Genomic DNA, 24480 nt, shown 5'->3' on the forward strand with positions numbered 1-24480 from the left:
GACGGTGTACAAGCTCGCCTTCTTTGTGCCCGACAGCCATGTGGAGACGGTGAAAGCCGCCGTCTTCTCAGCCGGCGGCGGGCGTATCGGCAACTATGACAGCTGCGCCTGGCAGGTACTGGGCCAGGGCCAATTCCGCGCGATGGACGGCAGCCAGCCGTTTATCGGGCAGGTGGGGCAGGTTGAAGTGGTTGAAGAATGGAAGGTTGAGCTGGTGGTGGCGGATGAGTTGATCGTGGCTGTCGTAGCTGCGTTGAAACTGAGCCACCCGTATGAGACACCGGCGTATGAGGTGTGGCAGTTGGCGGATTTTTGATTCGTCGGCTGCAAAACAAGAAACCCGCTGGGCCAGTTTGGTCAGCGGGTTTTTTGTTGCCTGTGAAGGCCTCATCGCGGGCAAGCCCGGCTCCCACATTTGACCGCGTTGCCATGTATGGTGGCGATCAAATGTGGGAGCTGGCTTGTCGGAGCGACTCGGATTTTTCTGGCAAGCCTTTCAGGTTGTCCCTCGGAACCTGCCTCTCTAACCTTCGCCAGTCGCTGCCAATTCAGTGACCGGGACTGCAAGCTCGTAAACATCACTAGGAGCGTATTCTTCTCGGAGCTTCACGATGGTCAACGAAAACACTTCATCTTCCATAGCCTCGCTTCAAGCTGCAGCCCGTCAGGCGACGAGTCAACCTGCCGATCAGTTATTCACCCTTGTACCTAATCTGGATAGCGAAACCCTGCTGGCCAACGCCTCTCAGGACCTTGCCTCAGTGCAGGCGCTGATGGTTCATCTGGCGTTTGAAGTCGACGGTTCCCACCGTGATGTGGCGCTGGGGATTTGTCGGATGCTGGAGGGGATTCAAATGATGGTGGATCGGATGCTGGACTTGTATGAGGTGCCTGAGCCTGAGTAATCGGCGCCTGTGAGGGCCATTCGCGAGCAAGCCCGCTCCCACATTTGACCGCGTTGCCATGACGGGCACCGATCAAAATGTGGGAGCGGGCTTGCTCGCGAAGAGGCCCTGATGCTCAGCAAAGATTCAGGCTTTTACCCCAACCTCACGGCCACTGACCAACCGCTCCAACGCCTCACCCAACCCCGAGGCCTTGTCACCAATCAGCAAGTGCCAAACCCCACTCTCAAGCTGGCTAACACCCTGGCAACCCAGCGCAGTCAGTTGGGCTTCCGACAACACCGAACCGTCCCCCAACTCCACCCGCAGCCGCGTCATCGCCACCGCATCCAGTTGCAGCACATTGGCCCGACCGCCCAGGGCGCTCAGCCATTTCTCGGCCTCATGCACATTCACCGGTGTGCTCTTCTCAACAGGCGTTACCACCGCCGCCGGCGCCGCAACATACGAGGGCATCGCCAACCGAATCTCATCGGCAATGCTGTCCGCCATCGGCCCGACCACTACCTGCAAACTCCCGCCATTTCCTGGCCGAACCACAGCCATGGCACCCAGTGCTTTCAGCTCGGCATCTACCGCCTTGTTGCGGTCCACCATGTCCAACCGCAGGCGCGTTGTGCAAGCACCCACACTCAGCAGATTGTCCGCACCACCCAGCGCTCGGATGTAAGCCCCGGCCCGCTGGTTATCGGTCATGGTCTCAGCCTGTACGACCTGAATATCCTCACGCCCCGGCGTCTTCAAATTGAAGCGACGGATGCAGTAGTTGAACACGCTGTAATAGATCACCGCATACGCCAGCCCAACCGGGAACACCAGCCAGCCGTTGGTGGATTTACCCCAACCCAGCACCATGTCGATAAACCCGCCGGAGAAGGTAAAGCCCAGGTGGATGTTGAGCATGTTGGTGACCGCCATCGACAAGCCGGTCAGCAGCGCATGCAGCAGATACAGGAATGGCGCGAGGAACATGAACGCGAACTCAATCGGCTCGGTCACCCCGGTCAGGAACGAGGTCAGCGCCATCGACAGGAAAATCCCGCCCATGATTTTGCGCCGCTCCGGCAGGGCATTGCGGTACATCGCCAGGCACGCCGCCGGCAGACCGAACAACATGACCGGGAACATGCCGGTCATGAACTGGCCGCCTTTCGGGTCGCCGGCAAAGTAGCGGGTCAGGTCGCCGGTCACTACCGCGCCGGTCGCAGGATCCGTGAAGCTGCCGAACACAAACCACGCCATGTTGTTGAGGATATGGTGTAAGCCGGTGACGATCAGCAGGCGGTTGAACACGCCAAATACGAACGCGCCAAAGCTGCCGCTTTCCATCAGCAGTACGCCGAAGCTGTTGATGCCATGCTGGATCGGTGGCCAGATCAAACCAAAGATCACCCCCAGCGCCACCGCCGAGAACCCGGTGACGATCGGCACAAACCGTCGCCCTCCAAAGAACGCCAGGTACTCCGGCAGTTTGATGTCCTTGAAGCGGTTATACAGCGCACCGGCCATCAAGCCGCTGGCGATCCCCGCGAGCATGCCCATGTTGATGCTGGCGTCCATCACCTTGAGGGTGGAGACCATCACCAGGTACCCAATGGCACCCGCCAGGCCCGCCGTGCCGTTGTTGTCGCGGGCAAAACCCACGGCAATCCCGATGGCGAAGATCAGCGCCAGGTTGGCGAAGATCGCCTGCCCGGCGTCGTGCATCACCGCGATGTTCAGCAGGTCAGTGTCGCCCAGTCGCAGCAGGAGGCCGGCGATCGGCAGAATCGCGATCGGCAGCATCAGTGCACGGCCCAGGCGTTGCAGCCCTTCGATAAAATGTTGATACACGGCGTGTCTCCCTATTCTTGTTGTTTTCAGCTCAGCGGCCAGTGGTGTTGACAGGCTTGGCGAACGGCTTTGGCGCTGCTCAGGTTAAGCAGGCTTTGGCTCAGTTGCCGGCATTGGGCTGCGTCCAGGTGACGGACACGGTCCTTGATTTCTCCGATTTGCGGCGGGCTGACGGACAGCTCGCTGATGCCCAGGCCGATCAGCACCGGCGTGGCCAGCGGGTCGGACGCAAGCGCCCCGCACACACCCACCCAACGGCCATGCCTGGCGGCGCCGATGCAGGTCTGGGCGATCAGTCGCAGCAGCGCTGGGTGCATGGCGTCGACCCGGGCGGCGAGGCCGGCGTGGTCGCGGTCCATGGCCAGGGTGTACTGGGACAGGTCATTGGTGCCGATGGACAAAAAGTCCGCATGCTCGGCCAGTTGCTCAGCCATCAGCGCGGCGGCGGGCACTTCAATCATCACCCCCAGTTCCGGGCGCTGGGTCAGTTCCAGTTCGGTGCACAGTTCATCGAGGCGCTGGCGGATGTGCAGCAGTTCGTCGACTTCGCTGACCATCGGCAGCAGGATCCGGCAGCGTTCCAGTGGCGAGACTTGCAGCAGCGCACGCAGTTGCTGGTCCAGCACTTCTGGGCGGACTTGCGCCATGCGAATGCCCCGCAGGCCCAGCACCGGGTTGGTCTCGAACGGCAGCGGCAGGTAGTCGAGTTGCTTGTCGCCGCCGACGTCGATGGTGCGGATGATCACGGACTTTTCACCCATGGCATCCAGCACGGCCTGATAGGCCTGGCGCTGCTCTTGCTCGTCGGGCGCGGTGCGGCGATCGACGAAGAGAAATTCGGTACGCAGCAGGCCAACGCCATCGGCGCCATTCTCGAAGGCCAGTTGGGCTTCGGCGCTGGAGGCGACATTCGCGGCCACTTCAATACGCACGCCATCCTGAGTGCTGGCGGTGCCTTGAGCCTCCGCGTGTTGCTGCTGGCGACGCAGTTTCTGCGCATCGCGCAACTGGTGGACCTGGGCGTGGCGCGCATCGTCCGGCGTCAGTTCCAGGCGACCATTGGCGGCATCCAGCACCACCCGTTGACCTTGTGGCACTTCCAGCACTTGCTCGCCTAAAGCGACCACACACGGCAGGCCTTTGCCCCGTGCCAGAATCGCCACATGAGAAGTCGCGCCGCCTTCGGCCATGCAGATGCCGGCGGCGTTTTGCTTGCTCAGTTGCAGCAGGTCCGAGGGGGTCAATTCATGGGCCGAGACGATCGCGCCGGCCGGCAACTCGAAGTGCCAGGCCTCGCCCAAAAGGGCCCGCAGCACGCGTTGTTGCAAGTCCCGCAGGTCGTTGGCGCGTTCGGCAAATAGCGGTTTACCCAGTGCCAGCAGCACCGCACATTGTGCCTGGATTGCATCGCGCCAGGCATGAGTGGCAGCGCTGCCGTGTTCGATGCTGGTGGTGGCGGCTTCCAGTAGCGTCGGGTCTTCCAGCAGCGCCAGGTGGGCGGCGAAGATCTCCTCTTCCTCAACGTCCTTGCGCTGGCGCGCCTGGTCCAGGGTGTGGCGGATTTCGCTGCGCACCTGTTCCAGGGCACTGTCCAGGTGCTGCAATTGTTCATCCGGAACGTTGTTGCCCGGGTCCGCCGGCAGCTCGATTCCGTTCAGGCGGAACAGCGGGCCGCAGACCAAACCCGGCGCTGCGCAGACGCCTTGCAGCACCCCGGCCTCGGTATTTGCGCGTCGCGGGGCGGCGGCCACCGGGGCGTGATGTTCTTCGCTGACAGCCACCGACAGCGCGGTAATCAACGCTTGCAGCGCCGCTTCACAATCCTTGCCGCGACAAGTGACCTGTACCTCGTCCTGCTCACCAATCCCCAGGCCCATCAAGCCGATCAAGCTGTCGCACGAAGCCGACTTGCCGGCGAAATGCAGCTGCGACTGGCTGCTGAATTCCTGTGCAGTCTTGCGGATCAAGGCCGCGGGGCGCGCGTGCAGGCCGCCACGATGGGTGATGCGAATAGTCGCGCTGGCTTCGGTGACAGACTCATCAATGACCTTCGCCGCCCCGGCCACCCGCGCAACCACGTGTAGCAGCGGCTCGCCGACCCGGACCGTTTTCAGGGTGATCGGCCGCAGTTCGAACACATCACTGTTGGTCAGGATGATCAGGCTGACCAGGCTTTTGCACTGGCGCGCAATCAGGTCCAGGTCAAACTGCACCAGCGCCTGGCCCTTGCTGACCCGCGCACCTTGCTTGACCAGCAACGCAAAGCCTTCGCCGTTCAACTCCACCGTGTCGATGCCCACGTGCATCAGCAATTCAGCGCCGTTATCGGCGCGAATCGTCAGCGCGTGCCCGGTGCGGGCGACGTGGATGATCACGCCGTCGCACGGTGCATGCAGGCAATCGTTGAGCGGGTCGATGGCAATGCCGTCGCCCATGGCGCCACTGGCGAACACTTCGTCGGGAACGTTGCCCAGGGTCAGCACCGGCCCACTGAGGGGAGCGCTGAGGGTAAGGTCTTTATTATTGTGGGACATGGGCACGGTACTCATCAGGAAAACGCTGCAATCAACTCAGTGGGTGCGGGTCACTTTGCTCAAGTGACGCGGTTGGTCCGGGTCCATGCCCCGGGCCTCTGCCAAACCGGCAGCCATCACGTAGAAACTCTGGATCGCCAGGATCGGGTCCAGGGCCGGGTGTTCGGCGCGGCTCAGGGTCAGGTCGCGTTCGGCGATGTCGTCGGGGGCGGCCAGCAACACGCGGGCACCACGCTGGCGCATGTCGGCGGCGAGGCTCAGCAGGCCGGCTTGTTCGGCACCACGGGGGGCGAAGACCAGCAGCGGGTAGTTGGCATCGATCAGGGCCATCGGGCCATGGCGCACTTCGGCGCTGCTGAACGCTTCGGCCTGGATCGCCGAGGTTTCCTTGAGCTTGAGCGCGGCTTCCTGGGCAATGGCAAAACCGGCGCCACGGCCGATCACCATCAGTTGCTGGCAGCCGCGCAGGGCTTCGATGGCCACGCTCCAGTCTTGCTTGGCGGCTTCACGCAAACCGTCGGGCAAGGCCTGGCAGGCTTGCAGCAACTCGGCTTCCTGATTCCAGTGGCCGATCAGTTGGGCGCTGGCACTCAGGGTGGCGATAAAGCTTTTGGTAGCGGCGACACTGCGTTCCGGGCCGGCGCACAGCGGTACGTGGAATTCGCAGGCGGCTTCCAGCGGTGAGTCTTCGGCGTTGACCATCGAGATGCTCAAGGCGCCGCGCTTGCGCAGCAGGCGCAGGCTGTTGACCAGGTCCGGGCTTTGCCCCGACTGGGAGAAACCGAACGCCACTTGCCCGCTGACCTTGAGCGGCGATTGCAGCATGGTCACCACCGACATCGGCAACGACGCCACCGGAATCCCCAGGTGTTGCATGGTCAGGTAGGCGAAGTAACTGGCGGCATGGTCCGAACTGCCACGGGCGATGGTCATCGCCACTTGCGGCGGTTGGCGACGCAGGCGGCCGGCGACTTCCTCCAGCAATGGGTCCAGGCGTTGCAGTTGAGCCTCGACGGCCTCGCAGGAGGCCAGGGCCTCTTCAAGCATTTTTGAAGTCAATGGTTTCTCCTTCGACCATTACGTCGGTGAGGTTCAGGGATCGGTCCAGGCGCACGCAGTCGGCAAAGCTGCCGGGTTGCAGGCGACCGCGTTCTTCCAGGCCCAGGTAGTCCGCAGGAAATTGCGACAGGCGTTGTGAGGCTTCGCTGATCGGCAGGCCGATCTTCACCAGGTTGCGCAGCGCCTGGTCCATGGTCAGGGTGCTGCCGGCCAGCGTTCCATCGGCCAGGCGTACGCCGCCCAGGCATTTGGTCACGGTGTGGCTGCCCAGCTTGTATTCACCGTCGGGCATGCCGGCGGCGGCGGTGGAATCGGTGACGCAGTACAGGCACGGGATCGAACGCAGGGCCACGCGCATGGCGCCGGGGTGCACGTGCAGCAAGTCGGGAATCAGTTCGGCGTATTTGGCGTGGGCCAGGGCCGCGCCGACGATGCCGGGCTCGCGGTGATGCAGCGGGCTCATAGCGTTGTACAAATGGGTAAAGCTGGTGGCGCCGGCGGCGAGGGCGGCGACGCCTTCTTCGTAGCTGCCCAGGGTGTGACCGATCTGCATGCGCACGCCACGTTCGCTGAGGGCGCGGATCAGTCCGTCATGGCCGGCGATTTCCGGGGCAATGGTGATCACCCGGATCGGCGCCAGGCGCAGGTATTCTTCGACTTCGGCCATCAAGGCGGTGTGAGCGAAGTTCGGTTGTGCGCCGAGTTTTCCCGGATTGATGTAGGGGCCTTCCAGGTGCACGCCGAGCACACGGGCGGTGCCGGTCGGACGGCTTTCGCAATAGGTGCCGATCTCGCCGAGCACACGGGTGATTTCGTCCACCGGTGCGGTCATGGTGGTGGCCAGCAGCGAGGTGGTGCCAAACCGCACGTGGGTGCGAGTGATGGTGTGGAAGGCGTCGGTGCCTTCCATGATGTCTTTGCCGCCACCGCCGTGCACGTGCAGGTCGATAAAACCTGGCAGCAAATACGGCAGGTCGTTGTCAGCCGGGTCGCACGGGCGGCCTTCAACGGCAGTGACCTTGCCGTGCTGGTGCACCAGGCGGCCGCGAATCCAGCCGTTGGGCGTAAGAATGTTGTCTTCGGACATGGGCAGTTCTCTAAATTCGCAGTTCAGCGGAATAGTCGTGGCGGCGCAGTTCTGCGACGAAGTCGTAGTAGTCGTTGCGGCAATAGGTGTCGGTGATTTCAATCGGGGTGTTGTCGGCGGTGTAGCCCACCCGGGTCATCAGCAGCATGGCGGTGCCGGGGGCGATGCCCACCAGGGCTGCAAACTCGTCCGACGCGTTGATTGCCTGGATGTGTTGCAGGGCGCGCACGATGGGCTTGCCGATGCTTTCCAGGTATTCGTACAGCGAGTTGCCGATGGCCTGCGGGTGGGGGAGGACGGAGGCGGGCATGGCGGTCATTTCAATCGCCATCACCGTGTCGTCGGCCTTACGCAAACGCTTGAGCCGCGCGACCTTGTCGCTCGGCGACAGGCCCAGGCGGATCAGCTCTTCATGGGTCGGCGGGGTGATGTCGCGCTCCAGCCACTGGGAAGTCGGCACAAACCCCTTGAGCCGGAGCATTTCGCTGAAGCCCGAGAGGCGCGACAGCGGCTGTTCCAAGCGAGGTGTGATGAAGGTTCCGGAGCCTTGGCTGCGACGGATCAGGCCTTGTTCGAAGAGTACTTCCAGCGCTTTACGGGCGGTTACCCGGGAAATGCTCAGTTGCTCGCTGAGGGCGCGTTCCGACGGCAATGCCTGCTCGGATTTCCATTGGCCAGCATGAATCGCGGCTTCGAGGTTACGGGCCAGTTGCAGGTACAGCGGCGTCGATTGTTTATCGTCGGGGCGCAGGGCCAGGATGGGGTTCATCGTGTCGGTTTCCGATGCGGTTATTGGAGTGTTGTCGCCCGGTAGTGATCGCAAGCTAATACCACTTAAATACCATGTCAATGCAGCGAAAACGGTGCAGGCGAGCGTTTACGGGCGCCTTAATAGTGCGCCAATCCAAGTGGTATTAGAGAGGTCTTTCTGTCGGGCAGAAGCGCGCAGCTTGCCGGGGTGAACTGGTATTCACCGGTAAGCGCTGCGCGGGGCAGGAATTTTTTTTGAATTATTTTACGAGCGGCGGGAAATTACGGACGAATCTCGATCATCGTGCCGTCTTTCACCAGGTTCCAGACTTCGCGCATGTCGACATTGCGCATGCCGATGCAGCCGTCGGTCCAGTCCAGGGTGTGGAACAGCTCTTCGGGGTAGTCCTCGGCGTCGGGGGTGCCGTGGATCATGATCATGCTGCCGGGCTTGACCCCTTCGCGGCGGGCGCGGGCGGAGTCGCTGATATTGGGGTAGGAGATGTGCATGGCCAGGTTGAAGCGGTCGCTGGTCTTGCGCCAGTCGATCCAGTAGAAGCCCTCCGGGGTTCGGCGGTCGCCTTCCATCAGCTTGGTGCCCTTGGGGTTTTTACCCAGGGAGATGCGATAGGTCTTGAGGGGCTTGCCGTCGTTGATCAGTTGCAACTGATGGGCGGACTTGAGCACCAGGATTTTCTCGACCGGTTTGCCGCCCAGGATCAATTGGGTGGAGGCTGGCGACAGCGTGGCAAACGACAGGCAGATCAGAGCAAGCAACCAACGCATTAAAACGGTATCCCCTGAAAAGCCTACGTGCCACCTGGATTGTTATTTGGCCAACTGGGTCAGTGGCGGCACGGACTCGCTGCGCACCGGATACGACTGTTGCCGGCGGTCAGCAAAAAAGCATTCTAAGGTACGCCCGACCGTGCGGAAAGCCAGCTCGGACCAAGGGATGTCGGCTTCATCGAATAAGCGCACTTCAAGGCTTTCGGGGCCTGCGGCAAAATCCAGGTTGATCAGTTCGGCGCGGTAGAAAATGTGCACCTGGCTGATGTGCGGCACGTCGATCAAGGTATAGATGCTCAGGTTACGCACCCGGGCGCAGGCTTCTTCCATGGTTTCGCGCATGGCGGCCTGTTCGACGGTCTCGCCGTTCTCCATAAAGCCTGCAGGCAAGGTCCAGAAACCCAGGCGCGGCTCGATGGCGCGGCGGCACAGCAGCACCTGCTCGCCCCACACCGGCACCGTGCCGGCGACGATATTGGGGTTCTGGTAGTGAATGGTCTGACAGTGATCGCAGACATAACGCAGGCGTGCGTCGCCTTCGGGAATGCGCTGGGTGACTGGTTTACCGCACTGGCTACAGAAGTTCATGCTGGGGTTCCTGGAGAGTGCGCCTATCTTGGCGTGACCGGGTATGGCCTGCAAGTTGTCGTTTAGCGACATGGCCAGGGTTTTGGGGTTGGGCGTGCGCAAGGTTTGGTGCATGATGCAAGGTAGCCAACAGACCGAGATGACTCATGCTGGACGAGCTACTTCGCCGGGTAAGCAATCATACGCCACGCACGCTGGAGACCGACGGTCGGTTCCCGGAAGCGGCGGTACTGGTGCCGATCACCCGCAGTGACGAACCCGAGCTGATCCTGACCTTGCGCGCCAGCGGGTTATCCACCCATGGCGGTGAAGTGGCGTTCCCTGGCGGGCGCCGCGACCCTGAAGATCCCGACCTTATATTCACCGCGCTGCGCGAAGCCGAAGAAGAAATCGGCCTGCCGCCGGGGTTGGTTGAAGTGATTGGTCCGCTGAGCCCGCTGATTTCCCTACACGGTATTCGTGTCACGCCTTATGTAGGCGTTATCCCTGATTACGTTGAATACCTGGCCAATGACGCCGAGATCGCCGCTGTCTTCAGCGTGCCCCTGGAGTTTTTTCGCCAGGATCCCCGCGAACACACCCACCGTATCGATTACCAGGGCCGCAGTTGGTATGTGCCCAGTTATCGGTTTGGCGAATACAAGATCTGGGGCCTGACGGCGATCATGATTGTCGAGCTGATCAATCTGCTCTATGACGATGCCGACATCAGCCTGCATCGGCCGCCGAAAAGTTTCATCAATACCTAAGAGCCAGATGGCCATCGTTCCTGCCGTGAGGATCCACCTATGAAATACCGCCTGGGCGACGCCCGAGTCGAAACCCATCCCAACAGCTGGGTGGCCCCCAATGCCACGCTGGTGGGCAAGGTCAAGCTGGAGGAGGGCGCCAACGTCTGGTTCAACGCGGTGTTGCGCGGCGACAACGAGCTGATCCTGATCGGCAAGAACAGCAACGTGCAGGACGGCAGCGTGATGCACACCGACATGGGTTACCCGCTGACCCTCGGCACCGGCGTGACCATCGGCCATAACGCCATGTTGCATGGCTGCACGGTGGACGATTACAGCCTGATCGGCATCAACGCGGTGATTCTTAACGGCGCGAAGATCGGCAAGCACTGCATCATCGGCGCCAATTCGCTGATCGGTGAGGGCAAGGAAATTCCCGATGGTTCGCTGGTAATGGGCTCGCCGGGCAAAGTGGTGCGGGAACTGACCGACGTGCAGAAGAAGATGCTTGAAGCCAGCGCTGCGCACTATGTGCATAACTCCCAGCGTTATGCCCGTGATCTGGTTGAGCAGGAAGAATGACCGTATCTGAACGGCCGGTAGCGTCGCCTTGCGTGAGCATTTGTGCGCTGGATGACGATGATATCTGCACTGGCTGCCAGCGCACGGTGGATGAAATCACCCGGTGGAGTCGCATGGACAGCGCCGAGCGCCGGGTGGTGCTGGGGTTGTGCCATGAGCGGGCGAAGGCGAGCGGGCTGGTGTGGATGATTCCCGGGAAGTCCGGCGGCTGATCGCTAGAGGGCTGCTCTTATGTGGCGAGGGAGCTTGCTCCCGCTGGGCTGCGAAGCAGCCCCAAATCAGACGACTGCATTACTTCAGATACACCGCTATCGCCCATTTCAGGGCCGCTTCGCGCCCCAGCGGGAGCAAGCTCCCTCGCCACATTGATGGGTTGTGAAGTACCCTGTGCCCATTGTTCACAGGTCCCTCGCCCCATGTTCTTCCTGATTGCCTACATCAGCAGCGTCGTGCTGATCAATTTCGCCTTTTCCACCGCCCCGCACCTGGATGTCATCTGGTCTGCCTGGGGCGGTTTGGTATTTGTCCTGCGGGACATGGTGCAAACCCGCTTCGGTCACGGCGCGATCATCGCCATGCTGGCGGCGCTGGTGCTGTCCTATATCACCTCCGATCCGTCCATCGCCCTGGCCAGCGCCACGGCGTTCGCGGTGTCCGAGTGCATCGACTGGCTGGTGTTCAGCATCACCAAGCGCCCACTCCACGACCGCCTGTGGATAAGTTCGGCGCTGAGCATCCCCCTCGACACCTTCATCTTTTTCGGCCTGATCGGCGCGCTCACGCCTGCCGTAGCCGGTACTGCCCTGGTCTCGAAGTTCGCCGGCGTTACCGTGGTGTGGCTGGCCATGGCCTGGCGTTTGCGCCGGCAGCGCGTCGCCAACTGAAGCCAATCTTTACAGTTCATGTAAAATGCCGGCCTTTCTCCACATGATCCGCTCCCCTGAGGACCTGAGATGACCCGAATCGGAACTCCATTGTCGCCAACCGCGACCCGCGTAATGCTGTGTGGCTGCGGTGAGCTGGGCAAGGAAGTGGTAATCGAACTGCAACGCCTGGGCGTTGAAGTGATTGCCGTGGATCGTTACGCCAACGCACCGGCCATGCAGGTTGCCCACCGTAGCCATGTGATCAACATGCTCGATGGCGCCGCCCTGCGTGCCGTGATCGAAGCCGAAAAGCCGCACTTCATCGTGCCGGAAATCGAAGCGATCGCCACCGCCACCCTGGTTGAGCTGGAAGCCGAAGGCTTCACCGTGATCCCGACCGCCCGCGCCACGTTGCTGACCATGAACCGCGAGGGCATCCGTCGCCTGGCCGCTGAAGAGCTGGACCTGCCGACCTCTCCGTACCACTTCGCCGACACCTTCGAGGACTACAGCAAGGCCGTCACCGACCTGGGCTTCCCGTGCGTGGTAAAGCCGGTGATGAGTTCGTCGGGCAAGGGCCAGAGCCTGTTGCGCAGTGCCGATGACGTGCAGAAAGCCTGGGATTACGCCCAGGAAGGCGGGCGTGCCGGCAAGGGCCGGGTGATCATCGAAGGCTTTATCGACTTCGACTACGAAATCACCCTGCTGACCGTGCGCCACATCGGCGGCACCACGTTCTGCGCGCCTGTCGGTCACCGTCAGGAGAAGGGCGACTACCAGGAATCCTGGCAGCCACAGGCCATGAGCCCGATTGCGCTGGCAGAGTCCGAGCGCGTTGCCAAGGCAGTGACCGAGGCCCTGGGCGGTCGTGGTCTGTTTGGTGTCGAGCTGTTCATCAAGGGCGATCAGGTGTGGTTCAGCGAAGTATCGCCGCGTCCCCACGACACTGGTTTGGTGACGCTGATTTCCCAGGACTTGTCGCAGTTTGCCCTGCATGCGCGGGCAATTCTCGGCCTGCCGATCCCGTTGATCCGTCAGTTCGGGCCTTCGGCTTCGGCGGTGATCCTGGTAGAAGGCAAGTCGACCCAGACGGCGTTTGCCAACCTGGGTGCAGCCTTAAGCGAGCCGGATACGGCGTTGCGTTTGTTCGGCAAGCCGGAAGTGAACGGTCAGCGTCGTATGGGCGTTGCGCTGGCGCGGGATGAGTCGATTGAGGCTGCCCGGGCTAAAGCCACCCGTGCTTCGAAGGCGGTTGTTGTAGAGCTGTAACCGAGTCGCGCCCTTCGCGAGCAAGCCCGCTCCCACATTTGAATGTATTCGCAAATCAAAATGTGGGAGGGGGCTTGCTCCCGAAGGCGGTTTATCAGGCGACCTTGTTCAGATCGTTATTGCGCGTCTCTTTCAGGCACAGCACAGCAATCAAGCTGATCACCGCTGCCGCCGACACATACCCGCCGACATAACTCAAACCGCCCATCGCCACCAGCTTGGTCGCGAAGAACGGGGCCGCCGACGCGCCCACGATCCCACCCAGGTTATACGCCGCCGAAGCACCGGTATAACGCACGCGGGTCGGGAACAGTTCCGGCAACATCGCGCCCATCGGGGCAAAGGTCACGCCCATCAGGAACAGCTCCAGCGCCAGGAACAATGCCACGGCCCAGGTTGAACCGTGGGTCAGCAATGGTTCCATGGTGAAGCCGGAGAGGATGGTCAGAATCGCCCCCACAATCAGCACCGGCTTGCGCCCGTAACGGTCGCTTGCCCACGCCGCCAACGGCGTCGCCGCACCCATGAACAGCACGGCGAAGCACAGCAGCCCGAGGAACGTCTCACGGCTGTAGCCCAGCGTGGACACACCGTAGCTCAAGGAAAACGCGGTGGTGATATAGAACAGCGCATAACACACCACCATCGACGCCGCGCCCAGCAGCACCGGCAGCCAATGCTGGCTGAACAGCTCCACCAGCGGCACTTTCACCGGAGCTTCTTTGGCTACGGCATTCGCGAACACCGGCGTTTCGTGCAGTTTGAGCCGCGCATAAAGACCGACCATCACCAGCGCTGCGCTGAGGATGAACGGAATGCGCCAGCCCCAGCTGCGGAACTGCTCGTCGCTCAGGTTCATGGCGAGGATCAGGAACAGCCCGTTGGCCGCCAAAAAGCCAATCGACGGGCCCAGTTGCGGAAACATGCCGAACCAGGCGCGTTTGCCCTTCGGTGCGTTCTCGGTGGCCAGCAACGCCGCGCCACCCCATTCGCCGCCAAGCCCGAGGCCTTGGCCAAAACGCAGCACGCAAAGCAGGATCGGTGCCCAGGCGCCGATGCTGTCATAACCGGGCAGCAAGCCAATCAGCGTGGTGCACACGCCCATCAGCAGCAGGGACGCCACCAACGTCGATTTACGGCCAATCCGGTCACCAAAGTGGCCGAACAGCGCCGAACCCAACGGCCGCGCGATAAACGCGATACCGAAGGTCAGGAATGAGGCGAGCATCTGCGCCGTGCCGGAGGTTTGCGGGAAGAACACCGGGCCGATCACCAGCGCGGCGGCAGTTGCGTAGATATAGAAGTCGTAGAACTCGATGGCGGTGCCGATGATGCTCGCGGTGGCGACCCGGGCCGTCGAGTTGGTCGGGGCGGCGGTCGCCGTCTCGTTATAGGTGGTGCTCATTGAGGTATCCCTGACGGTCATTGCGCGTTTGGACGCGGATTATTATTGGTCGAACACCCATGGATCAGGGTTGTGCGCGGGGCGGCTCGGGATGGGAGCAAACACCGGTCAGACAAGGTAAAACGATGCCTGGACGCGCTTAGTGCGGGTAGCACGCGGTCGGGCGGGGCTTGGGTAAGCCGCCCCGATTATAGGAAGGGGTTTACGGATCCAACAAGGGCCTTAAGCGGCGACCGGCACGGTGCTGGTGTGCCAGATCAGCACCTTGGCGACGCGGTTGTCCTCGGTCTCGAGGATTTCCAGGCGATAGCGGCCGATTTTCAGGCACACGGCGCAATCCGGGATGGTCTCCAGCGCTTCGGTCACCAGGCCGTTGAGGGTCTTGGGGCCGTCGCTGGGCAGGTGCCAGCCGAGGGTTTTGTTCAGGTCACGAATCGAGGCGGCGCCGTCGATCACGTAGCGGCCATCCAGTTGGGGCTGGATGTGCGGGTTGTCGAGGTGCTGCTCGCTTTCGAACTCACCGACGATTTCTTCAAGAATGTCTTCCAGGGTCACGATGCCCAGCACTTCGCCGTATTCATCCACCACCATGCCCAGACGGCGCTGCTGCTTGTGGAAGTTCAGCAGTTGCAGTTGCAGTGGCGTGCTTTCCGGGACGAAGTAGGGCTCGTGACAGGCGGCCAGCAGCGCTTCCTTGGTCAGGCTGGCGTCCGGCAGCAGGTGGCGGATCTGCCGGGTGTTGAGCACCGCTTCGACCTGGTTGATGTCGCTGTGGAACACCGGCAGCCGGGTACGCGTGGAAACCCGTAGCTGCTCGATGATTTCCTCTACCGAGTCATCCAGGTTGATGCCGTCCACTTCGCTGCGGGGCACCAAAATGTCGTTCACGGTGATGTTGTCCAGGGCATGGATGCCTGGCATGCCCGGTGCGCGGGTGTTGGGGATTTCGGCTTCCGGCTCGTCGTCCTGATCCGGCTGCGGCTCGTCGCTTTTCTTGACCACACCAGGCTTGCGGGCGAACGGGCGCAGCAGCAACAGGCTGATTCCGTTGAGCAGCCAGGCCAGCGGGGAAAGGATTTTCAGCGGCACGCCCAACAACGTATTGCCGAAGCCGAGGATGGTTTGTGGGTGGCGAGTAGCCAGAGCACGGGGCAGATAGTCGGCCAGCACCAGCAGGACCGCACTGGAGATCACCCAGCCGAGCCACGGGCCGTTTTCCGCCCAGGCGTAGATCGCCAGCAGTGTGCAGAGAATCACCACCACGGCGCGGCACAGGGTGTTGCAGAGGATCAGGCTGTTGCGCGGGAAATTCAGGCGGGCGGCGGCTTTGTCACCCTGGCGGGTGCCAGGGCGCAGTGCCAGCAAATGTTGCTGGGCGGCTTCGATGGCGGTAAACAGCGCCGACCATAAAACCAGCAAGGCTACTACGGCAAGCATCGGCCCTAAGGGCAAGTTGTCCATGTCGGCTGCCCGTCAGATATGCAGGATGTATTCGCGAACCAGCTTGCTGCCGAAATAGGCCAGCATCAGCAGGCAGAAACCGGCCAGGGTCCAGCGGATCGCCTTGTGCCCGCGCCAGCCGAGGCGGTTGCGGCCCCACAGCAGCACGCTGAACACCACCCAGGCCAGGCACGCCAGCAGGGTCTTGTGCACCAGGTGCTGGGCGAACAGGTTCTCGACGAACAGCCAGCCGGAGATCAGCGACAGCGACAGCAGCGTCCAGCCGGCCCAGAGGAAGCCGAACAGCAGGCTTTCCATGGTTTGCAACGGCGGGAAGTTCTTGATCAGCCCGGACGGGTGCTTGTGCTTGAGCTGGTGGTCTTGCAACAGCAGCAGCAAGGCCTGGAACACCGCGATGGTGAACATGCCGTAGGCGAGGATCGACAGCAGGATGTGGGCGAGGATGCCCGGCTCTTCATCAATAACCTGCACGGTGCCGGTCGGCGTGAATTGCGCCAGCAGCACCGTCAGCATCCCGAGCGGGAACAGCAGCACCAGCAGGTTCTCCACCGGGATCCGGTAGCAGGCCATGAGGGTCAGCGCGATCACCGCGGCGGCAATCAGACTGGCGGCGCTGAAAAAATCCAGGCCCAGGCCGACCGGCGTCATCAAATGCGTGAACAGGCTGGCTGCGTGGGCCAGCAGGGCGATCACGCCAAGGCCTACCAACAGGCGTTTGTCGGCCTTGGCGCCTTGGGCCAGACGAGTGCCCTGATAGAGGGTCGCAGCGGCATACAAGATGGCGGCGGCGAGGCTGGGTAGCAAACTGGGTGACAAAGGGAGCATAAATCCTGTTAAGCAGGCCCGAAAGGCGCTGAGTTTGGCATACACCTGCGTAACACGAAAGACTCTCAGGCCAGACAGCGGGTGTGCATGGCGGCAGTCTTCGCTATAATCCGCGACCTGCCCACGCCGCAGGCTCGCCGAGCGCTGTTTTTAATAGCGATTTACCACAGCCTGGGCCGCCATTACCTCGGTCTAACATAGGGCCTGAAAGGATCGCGCATGTTTGAAAATCTGACTGACCGTCTCTCGCAGACGCTGCGCCATGTCACCGGCAAGGCCAAGCTGACCGAGGACAATATTAAAGACACCCTGCGTGAAGTGCGCATGGCGTTGCTGGAAGCCGACGTCGCCTTGCCGGTGGTGAAGGACTTCGTCAACTCGGTCAAAGAGCGCGCGGTCGGCACCGAAGTGTCCCGCAGCCTGACCCCGGGCCAGGCGTTTGTGAAGATCGTCCAGGCCGAACTCGAAAGCCTGATGGGCGCGGCCAACGAAGATTTGAACCTCAGCGCCGTGCCGCCAGCCGTTGTGCTGATGGCTGGCCTGCAAGGTGCGGGTAAAACCACCACGGCCGGCAAACTGGCGCGCTTCCTTAAAGAGCGCAAGAAGAAGTCGGTGATGGTGGTGTCTGCGGACGTTTACCGTCCGGCCGCGATCAAACAGCTGGAAATGCTCGCGGGCGAAGTCGGTGTGACCTTCTTCCCGTCCGACCTGAGCCAGAAGCCGGTCGATATTGCCCAGGCTGCTATTAAAGAAGCCAAGCTGAAATTCATCGACGTGGTCATCGTCGATACAGCCGGTCGCCTGCACATCGATGAAGAGATGATGGGCGAGATCAAGGCGCTGCATGCCGCGATCAACCCGGTAGAGACCCTGTTCGTGGTCGACGCCATGACCGGCCAGGATGCGGCCAACACCGCCAAGGCCTTTGGTGACGCGCTGCCGCTGACCGGTGTGATCCTGACCAAGGTCGACGGCGACGCCCGTGGCGGTGCCGCCTTGTCGGTGCGTGCGATTACCGGCAAGCCGATCAAGTTCATCGGTATGGGCGAGAAGAGCGATGCGCTCGAGCCGTTCCACCCTGAGCGGATCGCCTCGCGTATCCTCGGCATGGGCGATGTGCTCAGCCTGATCGAGCAAGCGGAAGCGACCCTCGACAAGGACAAAGCCGACAAGCTGGCTAAAAAGCTGAAGAAGGGCAAGGGCTTCGACCTCGAAGACTTCCGCGACCAGCTGCAACAGATGAAGAACATGGGCGGCCTCGGCGGCCTGATGGACAAGCTGCCGAACATCGGCGGCGTGAACCTGGCGCAAATGGGCAATGCCCAGGGCGCGGCAGAGAAGCAATTCAAGCAGATGGAAGCCATCATCAATTCCATGACCCCGGCCGAGCGCCGCGACCCTGAGCTGATCAGCGGTTCGCGCAAGCGTCGGATCGCCATGGGTTCCGGCACCCAGGTGCAGGACATCGGTCGCTTGATCAAGCAGCACAAGCAGATGCAGAAGATGATGAAGAAATTCTCTGCAAAAGGCGGAATGGCCAAAATGATGCGCGGCATGGGCGGTATGTTGCCCGGCGGCGGCATGCCAAAGATGTAAAGAATTCGAGCAAAAGCCTGCTTTTGCTCCGACCCACAGGGATGTGGGATCTCCAGCAAACCCGCCGTTGGCGGGAGCTGACTTGCCGTTTTAACCGACGGCTCTATAGCAGATCTGAATGGCACGCTGATAGGCGCCAGAAAAAGACATTTGCAAAAGTCCGGATATTCCTTAGAATATGCGGCCTTTCGGGCACCTATGCCCGCTGTGCATTTAGATTTGCAGCACCGACTACAGGAACGATGTTCACATGCTAACAATCCGTCTTGCCCTTGGCGGCTCCAAAAAGCGCCCGTTTTACCACTTGACCGTAACTGACAGCCGCAACCCACGTGACGGCTCTCACAAGGAACAAGTTGGCTTCTTCAACCCGATCGCTCGTGGTCAAGAAGTCCGTCTGTCCGTGAACCAAGAGCGCGTAGCCTACTGGCTGAGCGTTGGTGCACAACCTTCTGAGCGCGTTGCTCAGTTGTTGAAGGATGCATCTAAGGCTGCGGCCTGAGCAATATGAACGCGACGCCAGCGGTTGCTGATGATTTGATCGTTATCGGCAAGATTTACTCTGTTCATGGCGTTCGCGGCGAAGTGAAGGTGTATTCCTTTACTGATCCGACTGAAAACCTGTTGCAGTACAAGACCTGGACGCTCAAGCGCGAAGGTAGTGTGAAACAGGTAGAGCTGGTCAGTGGACGCGGGAGCGACAAGTTCCTGGTCGCAAAGCTCAAGGGTCTTGATGATCGTGAAGAAGCTCGTCTTCTGGCCGGTTATGAGATCTGCGTGCCGCGCAACCTGTTCCCTGAATTGACCGACGGCGAGTACTACTGGTACCAGCTGGAAGGTCTGAAGGTAATTGATCAACTCGGGCAATTGTTCGGGAAAATCGATCATCTTCTGGAAACCGGCGCCAATGATGTAATGGTGGTCAAGCCTTGCGCTGGCAGCCTGGATGATCGTGAGCGCCTGTTGCCCTATACAGAGCAATGCGTGTTGGCCATCGACCTGGCAGCGGGCGAGATGAAGGTGGAATGGGACGCGGACTTCTAACGTGGCTAACCTGCGCGTTGAAGTGATCAGTTTGTTTCCCGAGATGTTTTCCGCCATCAGCGAGTACGGCATCACCAGTCGGGCGGTGAAACAGGGGCTCTTGCAGCTCACCTGTTGGAACCCGCGAGACTACACGACGGATCGACATCACACTGTGGACGATCGCCCATTTGGCGGTGGCCCGGGCATGGTGATGAAGATCAAGCCCCTGGAAGATGCGTTGGTTCAGGCCAAGGCAGCCGCCGGGGAGAAGGCGAAGGTAATTTACCTGTCCCCTCAAGGCCGTCAGCTGAATCAGTCGGCGGTACGCGAGTTGGCGAATCTGGAAGCATTAATCCTGATTGCCGGTCGCTATGAAGGCATTGACGAGCGGTTTATTGAAGCTCATGTCGATGAAGAGTGGTCGATTGGGGACTATGTCCTGTCTGGCGGCGAGCTGCCGGCGATGGTCCTGATAGATGCGGTTACACGACTGCTGCCTGGAGCTTTAGGGCATGCGGACTCCGCGGAGGAAGATTCCTTCACGGATGGTTTGCTGGATTGCCCGCACTACACCCGACCGGAGGTGTATGCGGATCAGCGTGTTCCCGACGTATTGCTAAGTGGCAATCACGCACACATCCGGCGTTGGCGTTTACAGCAGTCCCTCGGGCGGACCTATGAACGACGCGCCGATCTTCTGGAAAGCCGCTCGCTTTCTGGAGAAGAGAAGAAGCTGCTCGAGGAATACATCCTCGGGCGGGACGATAGTTAACAACGTATCGATGGTAGGTCCGACGACTTACCTTAGGAGCACAGCATGACTAACAAAATCATCCTTGCACTCGAAGCAGAGCAGATGACCAAAGAGATCCCTACCTTTGCCCCGGGCGACACCATTGTCGTTCAGGTGAAAGTGAAGGAAGGCGACCGTTCGCGTCTGCAAGCGTTCGAAGGCGTGGTAATTGCCAAGCGTAACCGTGGTGTGAACAGTGCTTTCACTGTTCGTAAAATCTCCAACGGTGTTGGCGTAGAGCGTACTTTCCAGACCTACAGCCCGCAAATCGACAGCATGGCCGTTAAACGTCGCGGTGACGTACGTAAAGCCAAGCTGTACTACCTGCGTGACCTGTCCGGTAAAGCAGCTCGCATCAAGGAAAAACTGGCTTAAGTCCAGCTTCCCGATGCAGAAAAAAGCAGCCTACGGGCTGCTTTTTTGTTGCCTGAAATTTGTCCATTTCCCTGGTACCTGTTCATGACCACCCGCCTCGAAGAAATCCAGCGCCGCATTGACCTGTCCGTCACCCATGTGACCAAAGCGGTGTTCCCGCCCACCACCAACCACCACAACACCCTGTTCGGGGGCACCGCATTGGCCTGGATGGACGAAGTGTCGTTCATCACCGCCACGCGTTTCTGTCGCTTGCCGCTGGTGACGGTGTCTACCGACCGCATCGACTTCAACCATGCGATCCCTGCCGGCTCCATCGTTGAACTTATCGGTCGCGTGATCAAGGTGGGTAACACCAGCCTCAAGGTCGAAGTGGAAGTGTTTGTCGAAAGCATGAGCGTTGACGGACGAGAAAAGGCCATCCAGGGTGTGTTCAGTTTTGTCGCGATTGATGCTGACAAACGACCGGTGCCCGTGCTGCCAGGGTTTGCCGACTGATCCTGAATCGAGTCGCTTTTGTGGCGAGGGAGCTTGCTCCCGTTGGGCTGCGCAGCGGCCCTGAAACCGGCAATAGAAGTCTCTCTGTTGGGCCTCAGGGTCAGTCAGGGCCGCTTCGCGCCCCAGCGGGAGCAAGCTCCCTCGTCACAGATTATTTGCCCGCCTTCATTGATGTGTAGATGCCTGTGCTGCGATAGGATCTACCCGACACCGCCACTTTCCCAGCCTGAGCCCTCATGCCCGCCATCGACCACCCCCAGATCGACCGCTTTCTCGATGCCCTATGGCTGGAAAAAGGCCTGTCAGACAACACCCGCCAGGCTTACCGCAGTGACCTCGCGTTGTTCAATGGCTGGCTGCAGGAAAAAAACCTCGAACTGCTTAACGCCGGTCGCGAGCTGATCCTTGACCATTTGTCCTGGCGCCTGGAGCAAAACTACAAACCTCGCTCTACCGCGCGTTTTCTTTCCGGCGTACGTGGCTTTTATCGCTACCTGCTGCGGGAAAAGCTGATCGCTGTCGACCCAACCCTGCAAATCGACATGCCGCAGTTAGGCCGGCCCCTGCCCAAATCCCTGTCGGAAGCCGACGTCGAAGCCTTGCTCGCAGCCCCGGACTTGAGCGAAGCCATCGGTCAGCGCGACCGCGCCATGCTGGAAGTGCTGTATGCCTGCGGCCTGCGCGTCACCGAGTTGATCAGCCTGACCCTGGAGCAGGTCAACCTGCGCCAGGGTGTATTGCGCGTGATGGGCAAGGGCAGCAAGGAACGCCTGGTGCCCATGGGCGAAGAGGCGATTGTGTGGATCGAGCGCTACATGCGCGATGCCCGCAGCGAGTTGCTCAACGGTCGGCCCAGCAATGTGCTGTTCCCCAGCCTGCGCGGTGAGCAGATGACCCGCCAGACCTTCTGGCATCGCATCAAGCACCAGGCCAAGGTCGCGGGGATCGGCAAGTCGCTGTCGCCCCACACCCTGCGTCACGCCTTCGCCACGCATTTGCTCAACCACGGCGCGGATTTGCGCGTGGTTCAAATGCTCCTGGGCCACAGCGACTTATCCACCACCCAGATCTACACCCACGTGGCCCGAGCGCGTTTGCAGGAGATGCACGCCAAGCACCATCCCCGCGGATGAAAATCACATCGGAAAAAGCCCAATTTCCCCGCGACTGGCTGCCCTGCGGCCCAACTGTGGTAGGCTTTGCCGGTTCGCAAAGGGGACGGCCCAAACCCGTGTTTGAAGATCGGTGTTCCTGCTCCCGTCCCTGCATCTGCCTTCAGGAGTTCCCATGCGCTTGACCCAGATTTTCGCCATCGCAGCCATTGCGTTGGTCTCCACCTTTGCCGTCGCCGATGACGCCGCAGAAAAGACAATCCGCAAGAGCCTGGAAGCCCTCCAGCTCGACACTCCGATTGAAAGCATCAGCGCCAGCCCGATGGCCGGCCTGTATGAAGTCAAGCTCAAGGGCAGCCGCGTGCTGTACGCCAGCGCCGATGGCCAGTACATCGTCCAGGGCTACCTGTTCCAGTTGAAAGACGGCAAGCCGGTCAACCTCACCGAGAAAGCCGAGCGCCTGGGCGTGTCCAAGCTGATCAACGGCATCCCGGTGGCTGAAACCGTGGTTTACCCGGCCATTGGCGAAACCAAGACTCACATCACCGTCTTTACCGACACCACCTGCCCGTACTGCCACAAGCTGCACGCCGAAGTGCCTGAGCTGAACAAGCTCGGCGTTGAAGTGCGCTACGTGGCGTTCCCGCGCCAGGGCCTGGGTTCGCCGGGTGACGAGCAGTTGCAAGCCGTCTGGTGTTCGGCCGACAAGAAAGCCGCCATGGACAAGATGGTCGATGGCAAGGAAATCAAGGCTGCCAAGTGCGCCAACCCGGTTTCCAAGCAGTTCGCCCTCGGCCAGTCGATTGGTGTGAGCGGCACGCCGGCCATCGTTTTGGCTGACGGTCAGGTGATTCCGGGCTACCAGCCGGCGCCGCAAGTTGCCAAACTGGCACTCAACGCAAAGTAAGCAAAATCGTCGAGCCTTGACGATCATGACTCGCCGACAGTTCGGCGGGTCATTAATAGAGAGCCGCAGTTGTGCGGCTGTTTTCACGGCCGACCTTGAGTCGGCCGTTTCATGGGGAGTTCTTCAGTGAAACCGGTCAAAGTAGGCATCTGTGGGTTAGGGACCGTCGGTGGCGGCACCTTCAACGTACTTCAGCGTAATGCTGAAGAAATTTCCCGCCGTGCAGGGCGTGGGATTGAAGTGGCACAAATTGCCATGCGTACGCCAAAGCCTCAGTTCCAAACGACCGGTATTGCGATTACCAACGATGTCTTCGAAGTCGCCACCAACCCTGAAATCGATATCGTCATCGAACTGGTGGGCGGCTACACCGTGGCCCGCGAACTGGTGCTCAAGGCCATCGAAAACGGCAAGCACGTAGTCACCGCCAACAAGGCGCTGATCGCCGTGCACGGTAACGAAATCTTCGCCAAGGCCCGCGAGAAGGGCGTGATCGTGGCGTTCGAAGCTGCCGTGGCCGGTGGTATCCCGGTGATCAAGGCGATCCGTGAAGGCCTGTCTGCCAACCGCATCAACTGGGTGGCCGGCATCATCAACGGCACCGGTAACTTCATCCTCACCGAAATGCGCGAGAAAGGCCGTACCTTCGAAGACGTGCTGGCCGAAGCCCAGGCCCTGGGTTACGCCGAAGCCGACCCGACCTTCGACGTCGAAGGCATCGACGCTGCCCACAAGCTGACGATCCTGGCGTCCATCGCCTTCGGTATCCCGCTGCAGTTCGACAAGGCCTACACCGAAGGCATCACCAAGCTGACCACTGCCGACGTGAACTACGCCGAAGCCCTGGGCTACCGCATCAAGCACCTCGGTGTGGCGCGCAGCACCCCGGCCGGTATCGAGTTGCGTGTGCACCCGACGCTGATCCCGGCCGACCGCCTGATCGCCAACGTCAATGGAGTGATGAACGCTGTGATGGTCAACGGTGATGCCGCCGGTTCGACCTTGTTCTACGGTGCCGGTGCCGGCATGGAGCCCACGGCTTCGTCGGTGATCGCCGACCTGGTGGACGTGGTGCGTGCCATGACCAGCGACCCGGAAAACCGCGTACCGCACCTGGCCTTCCAGCCGGACTCGCTGTCGGCCCATCCGATCCTGCCGATCGAGGCCTGCGAAAGTGCCTACTACCTGCGCATCCAGGCCAAGGATCACCCGGGCGTGCTCGCTCAGGTGGCCAGCATCCTGTCGGAGCGCGGCATCAACATTGAATCGATCATGCAGAAGGAAGTCGAAGAACAAGACGGCCTGGTGCCCATGATCCTGCTGACCCACCGTGTGCTGGAACAGCACATCAACGATGCCATCGCCGCGCTTGAAGCGTTGCAGGGCGTGGTTGGGCCGGTGGTGCGAATCCGCGTCGAACACCTGAACTAATCGTTTTGCGACAAGGGCCCCACGTGTTCGGCGGCCCTTGTTCAAACATGCTCTAGAG

26 protein-coding genes are annotated in these 24480 nt (G+C 61.0%); 16 read left to right on the forward strand and 10 right to left on the reverse strand.

Annotation, left to right across the window (positions count from 1 at the left end):
* The first annotated feature begins 4 nt into the window (after positions 1-4).
* Entirely contained in the window at positions 5-316 is a 312-nt protein-coding gene (locus ACA046_RS05780) for an NGG1p interacting factor NIF3 (RefSeq protein WP_497676082.1), read from the forward strand.
* A 295-nt stretch (positions 317-611) separates the two neighbouring features.
* Positions 612-905: a DUF6124 family protein gene (locus tag ACA046_RS05785; protein WP_497676083.1), complete on the forward strand. Its 294-nt coding sequence runs from the start codon at positions 612-614 to the stop codon at positions 903-905.
* Positions 906-1031: 126 nt separating this feature from the next.
* Here ACA046_RS05785 and nagE read toward each other — a convergent pair whose 3' ends face one another.
* The 7 genes from nagE to ACA046_RS05820 form a co-directional block, all read right to left on the reverse strand.
* Positions 1032-2690 (reverse strand): N-acetylglucosamine-specific PTS transporter subunit IIBC, encoded by a 1659-nt coding sequence (gene nagE, locus ACA046_RS05790; protein WP_497677048.1) that lies wholly within the window; start codon positions 2688-2690, stop codon positions 1032-1034.
* 74 nt (positions 2691-2764) lie between these two features.
* On the reverse strand, positions 2765-5272 hold the full coding sequence (gene ptsP, locus ACA046_RS05795) for a phosphoenolpyruvate--protein phosphotransferase (protein ID WP_497676084.1): 2508 nt from the start codon (positions 5270-5272) through the stop codon (positions 2765-2767).
* A 36-nt stretch (positions 5273-5308) separates the two neighbouring features.
* Positions 5309-6331 (reverse strand): SIS domain-containing protein, encoded by a 1023-nt coding sequence (locus ACA046_RS05800; protein WP_143503711.1) that lies wholly within the window; start codon positions 6329-6331, stop codon positions 5309-5311.
* Positions 6312-7418 carry an N-acetylglucosamine-6-phosphate deacetylase gene (gene nagA, locus ACA046_RS05805; protein ID WP_497676085.1) on the reverse strand — a complete coding sequence of 369 codons (1107 nt, stop codon included), beginning with the start codon at positions 7416-7418 and terminating at the stop codon, positions 6312-6314. Before nagA ends, ACA046_RS05800 begins: the two co-directional genes overlap by 20 nt.
* 10 nt (positions 7419-7428) lie before the next feature.
* The gene (locus tag ACA046_RS05810; RefSeq protein ID WP_003209609.1) at positions 7429-8187 is read right to left on the reverse strand and encodes a GntR family transcriptional regulator; all 759 of its coding nucleotides are present in this window, start codon (positions 8185-8187) and stop codon (positions 7429-7431) included.
* A 263-nt stretch (positions 8188-8450) separates the two neighbouring features.
* Positions 8451-8954: a L,D-transpeptidase family protein gene (locus ACA046_RS05815; RefSeq protein ID WP_010176835.1), complete on the reverse strand. Its 504-nt coding sequence runs from the start codon at positions 8952-8954 to the stop codon at positions 8451-8453.
* Between the two features lie 42 nt (positions 8955-8996).
* Complete coding sequence (locus tag ACA046_RS05820; RefSeq protein WP_459026354.1) at positions 8997-9545, reverse strand: NUDIX hydrolase; 549 nt, start codon at positions 9543-9545, stop codon at positions 8997-8999.
* Positions 9546-9691: 146 nt separating this feature from the next.
* Between ACA046_RS05820 and ACA046_RS05825 the strand changes: the two genes are divergently transcribed.
* From ACA046_RS05825 to purT, 5 genes are all read left to right on the forward strand, one after another.
* Positions 9692-10294, forward strand: coding sequence for a CoA pyrophosphatase (locus ACA046_RS05825; RefSeq protein ID WP_076017515.1), 603 nt, complete (start codon positions 9692-9694; stop codon positions 10292-10294).
* 39 nt (positions 10295-10333) lie between these two features.
* Entirely contained in the window at positions 10334-10858 is a 525-nt protein-coding gene (locus ACA046_RS05830; RefSeq protein WP_003209603.1) for a gamma carbonic anhydrase family protein, read from the forward strand.
* Entirely contained in the window at positions 10855-11070 is a 216-nt protein-coding gene (locus ACA046_RS05835; RefSeq protein ID WP_497676086.1) for a DUF1289 domain-containing protein, read from the forward strand. Before ACA046_RS05830 ends, ACA046_RS05835 begins: the two co-directional genes overlap by 4 nt.
* Before the next feature lie 204 nt (positions 11071-11274).
* Positions 11275-11742 carry a hypothetical protein gene (locus ACA046_RS05840; RefSeq protein WP_003209599.1) on the forward strand — a complete coding sequence of 156 codons (468 nt, stop codon included), beginning with the start codon at positions 11275-11277 and terminating at the stop codon, positions 11740-11742.
* 69 nt (positions 11743-11811) lie between these two features.
* Positions 11812-12993, forward strand: a complete 1182-nt coding sequence (purT, locus tag ACA046_RS05845; protein WP_076017513.1) for a formate-dependent phosphoribosylglycinamide formyltransferase — start codon at positions 11812-11814, stop codon at positions 12991-12993.
* A 94-nt stretch (positions 12994-13087) separates the two neighbouring features.
* Here purT and ACA046_RS05850 read toward each other — a convergent pair whose 3' ends face one another.
* The 3 genes from ACA046_RS05850 to ACA046_RS05860 form a co-directional block, all read right to left on the reverse strand.
* On the reverse strand, positions 13088-14398 hold the full coding sequence (locus tag ACA046_RS05850) for an MFS transporter (protein WP_063032967.1): 1311 nt from the start codon (positions 14396-14398) through the stop codon (positions 13088-13090).
* A gap of 222 nt (positions 14399-14620) precedes the next feature.
* Positions 14621-15859 carry a transporter associated domain-containing protein gene (locus ACA046_RS05855; protein ID WP_459026360.1) on the reverse strand — a complete coding sequence of 413 codons (1239 nt, stop codon included), beginning with the start codon at positions 15857-15859 and terminating at the stop codon, positions 14621-14623.
* Between the two features lie 12 nt (positions 15860-15871).
* Complete coding sequence (locus ACA046_RS05860; RefSeq protein WP_076017511.1) at positions 15872-16684, reverse strand: cytochrome C assembly family protein; 813 nt, start codon at positions 16682-16684, stop codon at positions 15872-15874.
* 219 nt (positions 16685-16903) lie between these two features.
* Here ACA046_RS05860 and ffh point away from each other — a divergent pair, with 219 nt between their 5' ends.
* The 9 genes from ffh to ACA046_RS05905 all read left to right on the forward strand — a co-directional run bounded on the left by ffh (position 16904) and on the right by ACA046_RS05905 (position 24422).
* Positions 16904-18280: a signal recognition particle protein gene (ffh, locus tag ACA046_RS05865; protein ID WP_162438271.1), complete on the forward strand. Its 1377-nt coding sequence runs from the start codon at positions 16904-16906 to the stop codon at positions 18278-18280.
* A gap of 250 nt (positions 18281-18530) precedes the next feature.
* Positions 18531-18782 carry a 30S ribosomal protein S16 gene (gene rpsP / locus ACA046_RS05870; protein ID WP_003209587.1) on the forward strand — a complete coding sequence of 84 codons (252 nt, stop codon included), beginning with the start codon at positions 18531-18533 and terminating at the stop codon, positions 18780-18782.
* 5 nt (positions 18783-18787) lie between these two features.
* Complete coding sequence (rimM, locus tag ACA046_RS05875; protein ID WP_049711676.1) at positions 18788-19324, forward strand: ribosome maturation factor RimM; 537 nt, start codon at positions 18788-18790, stop codon at positions 19322-19324.
* Positions 19325-19367: 43 nt separating this feature from the next.
* Entirely contained in the window at positions 19368-20078 is a 711-nt protein-coding gene (gene trmD / locus ACA046_RS05880) for a tRNA (guanosine(37)-N1)-methyltransferase TrmD (protein WP_231988895.1), read from the forward strand.
* Between the two features lie 45 nt (positions 20079-20123).
* Positions 20124-20474: a 50S ribosomal protein L19 gene (gene rplS / locus ACA046_RS05885; RefSeq protein ID WP_003175895.1), complete on the forward strand. Its 351-nt coding sequence runs from the start codon at positions 20124-20126 to the stop codon at positions 20472-20474.
* Positions 20475-20558: 84 nt separating this feature from the next.
* Complete coding sequence (locus ACA046_RS05890) at positions 20559-20972, forward strand: acyl-CoA thioesterase (protein WP_459026365.1); 414 nt, start codon at positions 20559-20561, stop codon at positions 20970-20972.
* Positions 20973-21208: 236 nt separating this feature from the next.
* Complete coding sequence (xerD, locus tag ACA046_RS05895; RefSeq protein WP_497676087.1) at positions 21209-22105, forward strand: site-specific tyrosine recombinase XerD; 897 nt, start codon at positions 21209-21211, stop codon at positions 22103-22105.
* Positions 22106-22259: 154 nt separating this feature from the next.
* Positions 22260-22991 carry a bifunctional protein-disulfide isomerase/oxidoreductase DsbC gene (gene dsbC / locus ACA046_RS05900; RefSeq protein WP_063032964.1) on the forward strand — a complete coding sequence of 244 codons (732 nt, stop codon included), beginning with the start codon at positions 22260-22262 and terminating at the stop codon, positions 22989-22991.
* Positions 22992-23117: 126 nt separating this feature from the next.
* Positions 23118-24422 (forward strand): homoserine dehydrogenase, encoded by a 1305-nt coding sequence (locus tag ACA046_RS05905; RefSeq protein ID WP_459026368.1) that lies wholly within the window; start codon positions 23118-23120, stop codon positions 24420-24422.
* The last annotated feature ends 58 nt before the right edge of the window (positions 24423-24480 follow it).

The sequence above is a fragment of the Pseudomonas sp. LBUM1641 genome, from assembly GCF_059716235.1.

What these genes read in the sequence shown, in the direction of transcription:
- ACA046_RS05785 (WP_497676083.1), top strand. Translation starts at nt 612, where the DNA reads ATGGTCAACGAAAACACTTCATCTTCCATAGCCTCGCTTCAAGCTGCA.
- nagE (WP_497677048.1), bottom strand. Translation starts at nt 2,690, where the DNA reads ATGCTGCCGATCGCGATTCTGCCGATCGCCGGCCTCCTGCTGCGACTG.
- ptsP (WP_497676084.1), bottom strand. Translation starts at nt 5,272, where the DNA reads ATGTCCCACAATAATAAAGACCTTACCCTCAGCGCTCCCCTCAGTGGG.
- nagA (WP_497676085.1), bottom strand. Translation starts at nt 7,418, where the DNA reads ATGTCCGAAGACAACATTCTTACGCCCAACGGCTGGATTCGCGGCCGC.
- ACA046_RS05810 (WP_003209609.1), bottom strand. Translation starts at nt 8,187, where the DNA reads ATGAACCCCATCCTGGCCCTGCGCCCCGACGATAAACAATCGACGCCG.
- ACA046_RS05815 (WP_010176835.1), bottom strand. Translation starts at nt 8,954, where the DNA reads ATGCGTTGGTTGCTTGCTCTGATCTGCCTGTCGTTTGCCACGCTGTCG.
- ACA046_RS05820 (WP_459026354.1), bottom strand. Translation starts at nt 9,545, where the DNA reads ATGAACTTCTGTAGCCAGTGCGGTAAACCAGTCACCCAGCGCATTCCC.
- ACA046_RS05825 (WP_076017515.1), top strand. Translation starts at nt 9,692, where the DNA reads ATGCTGGACGAGCTACTTCGCCGGGTAAGCAATCATACGCCACGCACG.
- ACA046_RS05830 (WP_003209603.1), top strand. Translation starts at nt 10,334, where the DNA reads ATGAAATACCGCCTGGGCGACGCCCGAGTCGAAACCCATCCCAACAGC.
- ACA046_RS05835 (WP_497676086.1), top strand. Translation starts at nt 10,855, where the DNA reads ATGACCGTATCTGAACGGCCGGTAGCGTCGCCTTGCGTGAGCATTTGT.
- ACA046_RS05840 (WP_003209599.1), top strand. Translation starts at nt 11,275, where the DNA reads ATGTTCTTCCTGATTGCCTACATCAGCAGCGTCGTGCTGATCAATTTC.
- purT (WP_076017513.1), top strand. Translation starts at nt 11,812, where the DNA reads ATGACCCGAATCGGAACTCCATTGTCGCCAACCGCGACCCGCGTAATG.
- ACA046_RS05850 (WP_063032967.1), bottom strand. Translation starts at nt 14,398, where the DNA reads ATGAGCACCACCTATAACGAGACGGCGACCGCCGCCCCGACCAACTCG.
- ACA046_RS05855 (WP_459026360.1), bottom strand. Translation starts at nt 15,859, where the DNA reads ATGGACAACTTGCCCTTAGGGCCGATGCTTGCCGTAGTAGCCTTGCTG.
- ACA046_RS05860 (WP_076017511.1), bottom strand. Translation starts at nt 16,684, where the DNA reads ATGCTCCCTTTGTCACCCAGTTTGCTACCCAGCCTCGCCGCCGCCATC.
- ffh (WP_162438271.1), top strand. Translation starts at nt 16,904, where the DNA reads ATGTTTGAAAATCTGACTGACCGTCTCTCGCAGACGCTGCGCCATGTC.
- rpsP (WP_003209587.1), top strand. Translation starts at nt 18,531, where the DNA reads ATGCTAACAATCCGTCTTGCCCTTGGCGGCTCCAAAAAGCGCCCGTTT.
- rimM (WP_049711676.1), top strand. Translation starts at nt 18,788, where the DNA reads ATGAACGCGACGCCAGCGGTTGCTGATGATTTGATCGTTATCGGCAAG.
- trmD (WP_231988895.1), top strand. Translation starts at nt 19,368, where the DNA reads ATGTTTTCCGCCATCAGCGAGTACGGCATCACCAGTCGGGCGGTGAAA.
- rplS (WP_003175895.1), top strand. Translation starts at nt 20,124, where the DNA reads ATGACTAACAAAATCATCCTTGCACTCGAAGCAGAGCAGATGACCAAA.
- ACA046_RS05890 (WP_459026365.1), top strand. Translation starts at nt 20,559, where the DNA reads ATGACCACCCGCCTCGAAGAAATCCAGCGCCGCATTGACCTGTCCGTC.
- xerD (WP_497676087.1), top strand. Translation starts at nt 21,209, where the DNA reads ATGCCCGCCATCGACCACCCCCAGATCGACCGCTTTCTCGATGCCCTA.
- dsbC (WP_063032964.1), top strand. Translation starts at nt 22,260, where the DNA reads ATGCGCTTGACCCAGATTTTCGCCATCGCAGCCATTGCGTTGGTCTCC.